Origin of the sequence: Planomonospora corallina, assembly GCF_042650625.1 — a bacterium.
Classification (GTDB): domain Bacteria; phylum Actinomycetota; class Actinomycetes; order Streptosporangiales; family Streptosporangiaceae; genus Planomonospora_B; species Planomonospora_B corallina.
This window is the reverse complement of the sequence record NZ_JBHSBM010000086.1, coordinates 1-6,721: the sequence shown is the minus strand read 5'-3', so window position 1 is coordinate 6,721 and position 6,721 is coordinate 1. Positions and strand designations below refer to the sequence as shown.

General features: G+C 58.2%; 5 protein-coding genes. 2 read left to right on the top strand and 3 right to left on the bottom strand.

Translation table 11 applies throughout. From position 1 onward, the window contains the following. Positions 1–182: 182 nt before the first annotated feature. The gene (locus tag ACFOWE_RS33845; RefSeq protein ID WP_377295177.1) at positions 183–902 is read left to right on the top strand and encodes an endonuclease domain-containing protein; all 720 of its coding nucleotides are present in this window, start codon (positions 183–185) and stop codon (positions 900–902) included. A gap of 205 nt (positions 903–1,107) precedes the next feature. Here ACFOWE_RS33845 and ACFOWE_RS33840 read toward each other — a convergent pair whose 3' ends face one another. From ACFOWE_RS33840 to ACFOWE_RS33830, 3 genes are all read right to left on the bottom strand, one after another. After that, positions 1,108–2,187: a DNA adenine methylase gene (locus ACFOWE_RS33840; protein ID WP_377295179.1), complete on the bottom strand. Its 1,080-nt coding sequence runs from the start codon at positions 2,185–2,187 to the stop codon at positions 1,108–1,110. A 104-nt stretch (positions 2,188–2,291) separates the two neighbouring features. After that, entirely contained in the window at positions 2,292–3,677 is a 1,386-nt protein-coding gene (locus ACFOWE_RS33835; protein WP_377295175.1) for a hypothetical protein, read from the bottom strand. Continuing rightward, positions 3,677–5,725, bottom strand: a complete 2,049-nt coding sequence (locus ACFOWE_RS33830) for a helicase HerA domain-containing protein (protein ID WP_377295173.1) — start codon at positions 5,723–5,725, stop codon at positions 3,677–3,679. Before ACFOWE_RS33830 ends, ACFOWE_RS33835 begins: the two co-directional genes overlap by 1 nt. A 774-nt stretch (positions 5,726–6,499) precedes the next feature. Between ACFOWE_RS33830 and ACFOWE_RS33825 the strand changes: the two genes are divergently transcribed. Next, positions 6,500–6,721 (top strand): helix-turn-helix domain-containing protein (locus ACFOWE_RS33825; protein WP_377295171.1); only part of this gene is annotated, 222 nt, incomplete at its 3' end.

The window sequence follows — 6,721 nt, the reverse complement described above, 5'->3', positions numbered from 1 at the left end:
TCTTCGCGAGGAATGTAGAGCGGAACGCGGCAATTATCCCACCGCCCTGCTGATGGTGACTGCAAGACATCATCCAGGCCATGAATTCTTGCTCATGGTGACACTGATATGAACCACGATTGTTATCCATAACCGGAGCGCTACGTCCAACTAGAGGACCAAGCCATGGATATGATCTGCTCATGGCAGAAGAACCTGACCATAGGGATAAGATCATTCAGGATGGAGTCAACACCGACTCCTGCAGCTTTCAGGACTGTGGTCGCCCCGTCAGAACCCTGACGTTCTGCAAAACACACTATGATCAGCATCGCATTGGTCAGCCCCTGAAGCCAATCAGATCTATGATTCCGCGCGGGACGTACACCGAGTGTTCGTTTCCAGGGTGTGGACGCCCGCACTCGTCGCAGGGGTACTGTGATGGCCACTATCAGCAGAAGAAAAAGGGATTCACTCTTACGCCTCTGCGTGGGTGGATATCACAGGCAGAGTGGGGCTCCCTCTGCCGCTATGGTACGTGCCAGGAGAAACCTCACTCACGAGGGTTGTGTATCGTCCACTATGGACGAGGGATATCCCAGTACGCTCGCGATGCCGTTCTCGCGCTACAGGGCGGTCGCTGTCTCTGTGGCACAAACGATCCGGGTGCGACCGGTTGGCAATTGGACCATGCACACGAGTGTGATCAGAAGCACAAGCCAACTAACTACTGCGCCAAATGCGTTCGTGGCATGCTATGTCTGGCCTGTAACAGGCATGGCATCGCCTGGTACGAAAACACCTATAAGCCGCAGCACGACAATCAGCCCATCGTTCTGTTCGAGCAGTGGATAAATCGCCGGGTCATATTTCACGGCGCAATCGACTCACCCGACGTCACGGTAAGCTACGTTTACATCTGAGGTGGGTCTGTTGCGCCTCGCTGCTGTGCCCTACCCCTTACGGTGACCAACCTGATCATCCGGTGGCAAGGGGAACCGTACCGCAGGGCCGCCAGGCCCGAGGACCGGAAGCCCCGCGGCAGTTTGGTCATCAATAATGACTGACGTACTTGTTCACTACCGGGTTCGATATTTATACAGTTTTACTTGCGGGGGTGTCCACAGATCAGTCTGGCGACTTGACTTGCAGTCTTTCGTTGATTGGCACCGTTGTTGGCGGAAGCGTAGTGAGCAAAAGTTCCTGCGCAGGCCCGCGCCCAGTTCGCGAGGAGACAGAGTAATTCAGCGTCACAATGCGCTTGCTGATACGCCAAGCTTTGACGCCTTTCAGGTCGCGACTGAGCCTCGATGGATGCATCGCCTTTGCGGCGTACAGCGAGTCATCTGCGAGCAGTCGCTCATCGTAGTCATACGACAGAATCCAGCGGTACTGCATCTCTCGACGGAGGTACTTCGCCAAGTCGTAGTGCTGGAGCCCGCCTACCCAATCCAGGTCTTTACCTTCCTGCGCAGCTTGAACATCGAACGAACGCTGATAAAGCTTGCCTGACTTCGAAAGGTAGGGTGGGTCAAGATATGCAACAACGCGGTCGGGGAGCAGTGTCTTGTAATGCGAGGCGACGCCATGGAGTGTGGTCTTCCAATCCGACAGCCAGACGTCCGCGATCCTCCTCGTGTCATATAAGTGACCGACGTATTCGAGCCGCTCAATTAAGCTCGTGAGGTTAAACCTGCATCCGATGCCGTACGCCGAACTCTGCGAGCGGCCCCCGATGGGACCGGCCTGTCCGTGAAGAATCCCCGAGAAGGTGGTTCGGTTTAGGAACAGGCACTTTGTGGCGAGCTCTAGGTCCTTGGCTGATCGGCTAGTACCAGGAGTTGCTGTCCAGGCACGCCAGTAGTCCCAGCGTGCCAGCGCCGTCGCCCCGCCGACGGCAACGTACTTCGCGTACTCATCGGCGATACGCTCGATAAGCTCCTGTGTGCGAGAAGCCGCCACTTGCCAGAAGGCCGCCACCATCGGGTCTGCATCCGCGAGCAATGCCCGCTCAACGATGCCTGCACCGACCAACCGGAGACTGGTCGATGCACCGCCAGCGAACGCTTCTACCAGGAGGTCGACTTTCCTAACCTGAGCGGATTGCTGAGCGGCTGCGATGAGCTCGCCGATCACGTTTGACAGGCCACTCTTAGCACCCGGGTAGCGCAGTGGACTCTGGTACCGTCCGGTTGCCAGGGGGTGCATGACCTGGGCCGGCGCACAGTCGATCTTGCGTGGTGCCGTCCCAACTGGAACCAAGGTTGTCGCACGCATGGGTCCTTGGGCACGTGCGGCAACTGTCACGGCGTTCATGGTACTAGGCCGGAGTTACGGACCGTCTGGTCGAGACCAAGCCGTGTCGTGGCAACTAGCCGTAGTACATCGGTGCCGACGCCGATGGGGAACGCGGCCTTCCCATGTGCGGCCGCCACGGGGATGATCCCATCGACATACATTGAGGAGCCGGTGCGGTCGACAACGTCCAGGATTGCCGCAAGGGTCGGGTAATTCCTTGGGTCCGGCTGCCCGCCGTTCGCATCGTACGGCACACCGGACGGTGGCATGATTGTCGGGACCACCACCCGCCCGTCAAGTGCCCGGTAGACGAATTTGCGTCCCCAATAGGTTTCTTTGCCGTACGCGCGAGCATTGGTCGCGTTGGTGACGCGGGCGATTATGTCCTCGTCGCAAACGAGTAGATCGCCAGGGGATAGCACGTCATGGCGAGCCAATTGACGTGCATAGTCGACCATTACGCCGGACTTCTCTATACCACATATGAATGGCCCTACACCCGGGGTGCTTGCAGCCATTGCCTGGAAGTACTCGAGTGCTCGGCCGCGTAGCTTGGCTGGAGGGCCGTAGATAGCAAGTGGCCCATCGACGATGAACAGCGTGGTGGGAAGCAATTCCTTGCGGGACTGTTCCCACAAAAGGGTGGCCAGCCCTACGAGCACAAGGAGTTCGACAACTGACATGAGTCGGCCGAGGGCGGACTGATTGCTGCCTTCCTCGCTCACCTCCTCATGAATACGCAGGACGTCAGTGGGGAACAGCTGGATGTTACACGCGGCACATTTGAGGCCAGCCGGCGGGACACGGACGTCCTTGCTGCAGTTTTCCGTCGGGCAGTTCACAGGGACTGTCGGCGCAGGTATACCCGGCTTCCCGTGTAACAGGAAGAGCAGTTCCAGCAACGTCTGGTTTAGGCGGTTCACCTCGATCTTCTTCGTACGGAAGAGCTGATCGATCGCCTCTCTCCAGGAGGTCGCGATGTCCACGCCTTCGCGCGTGTAGGCACCAGCAACCGGCAGGTCGAGTGTCACGAGCGACGTGTTGACAGCCCTTTCAATCTCGTACGGGTCGACGAACCGCTGTGCCTCCTGTGTCTCAAGGATGCCGAGATCGAGATATGCCGCCGCAGCTTGTGCGAACCCGTACAGCACCGACGGCAATCCGTCCCTCACCCGCTCAACAACGTACGATCCGTCGACGGCGAGCGCAGACGACAGACGTGGCGCCGCGGAATCAAAGTCAGCTCGGCGCTGAATCTTCTTGCGGATCTCCTCGACATCGCGCAGAGCCTCGGCTGGGACATAAAAGGTACGCTGGTCAGCGACGGCACGAACCGCAGCTGTAGAGTGCCCTAGGCGTGATGCGAGTTCGTGTGTCCCAGCTACAGTCTCGTATGGCATCAGATAGTTGACCCTTCACCATCTGGAATCAATGGAGGGTCACCTGCAGCTGCGCGAGCCTCGTTGACGAGCTCCAAGTCGTAGCGGTCGATCTGCACCGGAACAATGTACGGTGACGACAGGGTCTTTAGCCGCACATAACCGCGGTCTTCGGAGGCGATAATGGCATCCGAGAACGAGCCGAAGTCATAGAACTGGGCGAGTTCGCGAACCTCCTTCGTATTGTTTAGATGCGCGACTACCCAATTGGCAGTGTTGGCCTTGACCTGATGCGCGACACCTGAGACCTCTTGAGTCGCGTACGTCATGCCGAGGTTCAACTTGCTTGCCTCCTTGGCAAGCTTGACCCAGATGTCTCTGTCGTCTTTGTAGCGATCAGAGGAGAATAGGTTATGAGCCTCTTCAAGCATCACCTGGATGGCCGGAGGTTCCTGCCCGGATGTGAATACGGATGTCTGGCGCTCAAGCAGGCGCGCAACGATCGATTCGCTGAGGGCTTTAGTGATCGCGCTTGCTCCAACATGAAGGTCAACAATGACGATGCGTCCCTTAACGAGTTCGTCGTATATCTCGATTGCTGGGTCGTTCATCGTTAGGGGACTGTGGAAGGGGCGCAGCGGGTTAAGATTTTTCCATCCGCGTACGTTGCGATTCTGGCTCCTCGTAGTAAAGATCGGCTCGACGCTCGTCCATCGGACGTTTTTCGTGAAGTCCACAGCTTCGGAGTTACCTGACTCGCGAAGCTCGACGATTTTTTGCACCACGGCTTCTACATCGGCCGCAGCCACGGTCACGATGTTGCTCCTTGTTCCCGCCTGAGTGAAGGGGTTACGGCCCAACTCGTTCGTAATGGTCTCCTGGAAGGAGCCTCCGATGTTGATAAGTGCTCGGAACCGAGGCGGAACTTCGAAGCCGGCGCGTATAAGCGCTCCGTAGAGGGCTAGCCTTGCGCGCTGGGCGTGTGTGGTGGCGGAACGGTCGCCAGGAACATCCGCATATGAAGTACCAGCGAAATCCTTCACATACCCTGCATCATCAGTGCTGAGCTGGTCAGAGATGAGGTTCTGGACTGCGTCGATCTGATTCTCGGAGAAGAAATTAATCGAGAGAGGCTTGACGTGCGGCTGAGATCCGTCCGCTCCAAACTTGAAGATACGGACGTGCTTAGCGCCGATAGCGGCGATCTCGGTACCGTCCTGAGTGTTCGGGTTCGCATACTCGCCCTGTGGATCAAAAATGAGCTGACCCACGGGGCGTTTACCTGCAGCGCGCTGACGCTCCGATATGGCAAACGTGCGAGCAATTATGATTTTGGCGGTATTGGACTTACCCATGCGAGTCATGCCCAATAGAGCGGTCTTGTGGCCGATGAAGTCCCGAATGTTGACCTCGACAGCAGAGTCGGCCTGCTTCGACGCTTTTGCCCGACGACGAGTCGCGGAGTACCGAACGACACCGATACGGACGCGATCCACAGGACGGTCCGTCGGTTTTAAGTAGGACGAGATTGTCGAGAGACCTTCGCCTATCGGCTTCAGTACTCGGTAAGTTGACGTAGCGTAGAAGTTGTCGACATCCGCTCCAAACTCGATCACTTTCTGGCCGTCAACAATGTCCTCGTAGAAGGTGCCAAGAATCTTGCAGCGCAGGCCGGTAAAGGAAACGCGGTTCTTGGTAACCGGGTCCATATTTATATCGAGTACGACAGATGGGGATGGATTCTGATTGTTTGAGAGGGCCGTTCGGAGGGACTCCTCGCGCACGGCATGCAGGTCGTTCTCCATCGACAACGGCGATGTACCCTCGACGCGCAGGAGCAGGACTTCGTCATCGTCAACCTGCGGAGCGTTGATGTCTTGAGCCGTGGCGAGCAGGAACGAATACTGAGGTATGCCACCCGCATCGAACTTCCAACGGTCGTGGGTGAGCACGATCGCCTCGTTGTAGTCGATCCGATAGATCGCGCCGATCCGAGTCGATCGGTCGTCGGCGATCAGCTGCGAGTTCAGCAGCGAGCCTGCGCCGACGCCAGGTATGAGATTAGCCATGCGTCCCTCTCCGTGTGATCGGAATACCAGCTTAGTGAGCCTCTTTCGTTCTGAGTAGAGGCCTGGTCCAACGGTTTGAAGGGCGAGGAGCACTTGCGCGGTCCCAGAGATGGCCATCTCCGGCTGTACGCTCGTGAAGCTGGCCATCAATATTGATCAAGCAGGGCTGCCTGAGGGCCTCCTCCCCGCAGAACTGACCGTTGAGATAGAGCATTATCGGCCTGACGTCATCCGCTGCTCCAGCAGGGAATCGCCTCGAGCGATCCAGAGGGGCAAGCTCGCCTGCACGGCAGCTCTGGCCCCCTCGCCCGTATCGTGCCGGCCGCCGGAGGGTGTGGCAGCTGCATCACCGATGGGGTGCAGGGCAATCTGCTGTGACGTGTAGCAGGCGCCGTTCCAGCAAACCCTGATACCCACGCTGTTCACCTGCTGAGCGAGTGGCTCCTGGCTAGTCACCGGCCACCCCAGCTGGGACGCCTATCCGCGTGCACCTCTGCGGCGTGCTTGCACATCCGGTCGCTGCCACAAGCAGCTCCATAACTGCAGCCAGCCGACGCATCTCAGGATCTCCGGTCGTCAGAGGGATCGATGAGCGGAAGTGATCATCACTTGATCGTGTAAATCGGGATGAATCACTGAAGCTTTTTCATCCCCGGTGGACCACTTGCTGGTCACAGCATGATCGCGAGTACGGTGTTCGCCTGATGACGTAGAGAAGCTCCTGGTAGACGGGTTGATCACCACAACCATCACCGTCACAGCCAGGAGCTTCAGGTGCTGTTCTACCGTGCCGCGGTCGATTTGTCGCGTCCAACGCTGATCTACGTGGCCGGCATCATCCGCCGGCACCGCAAGACGATCGGCACCCCCTGGCGGCGGCTCAACCCCGGCCAGCAGGCCCTCCTCGTCCTCGTCTACCTGCGCAAAGGCGAGACGTTCACCGAGATCGCCGCCGGCTTCGGCGTCTCGGCGGCCACCGCCTGGCGCTACGTCGAG

Excerpts from the sequence above, each read along its gene's own strand:
- ACFOWE_RS33845 (WP_377295177.1), top strand. The coding sequence starts at position 183 with ATGGCAGAAGAACCTGACCATAGGGATAAGATCATTCAGGATGGAGTC.
- ACFOWE_RS33840 (WP_377295179.1), bottom strand. The coding sequence starts at position 2,187 with ATGCACCCCCTGGCAACCGGACGGTACCAGAGTCCACTGCGCTACCCG.
- ACFOWE_RS33835 (WP_377295175.1), bottom strand. The coding sequence starts at position 3,677 with ATGCCATACGAGACTGTAGCTGGGACACACGAACTCGCATCACGCCTA.
- ACFOWE_RS33830 (WP_377295173.1), bottom strand. The coding sequence starts at position 5,725 with ATGGCTAATCTCATACCTGGCGTCGGCGCAGGCTCGCTGCTGAACTCG.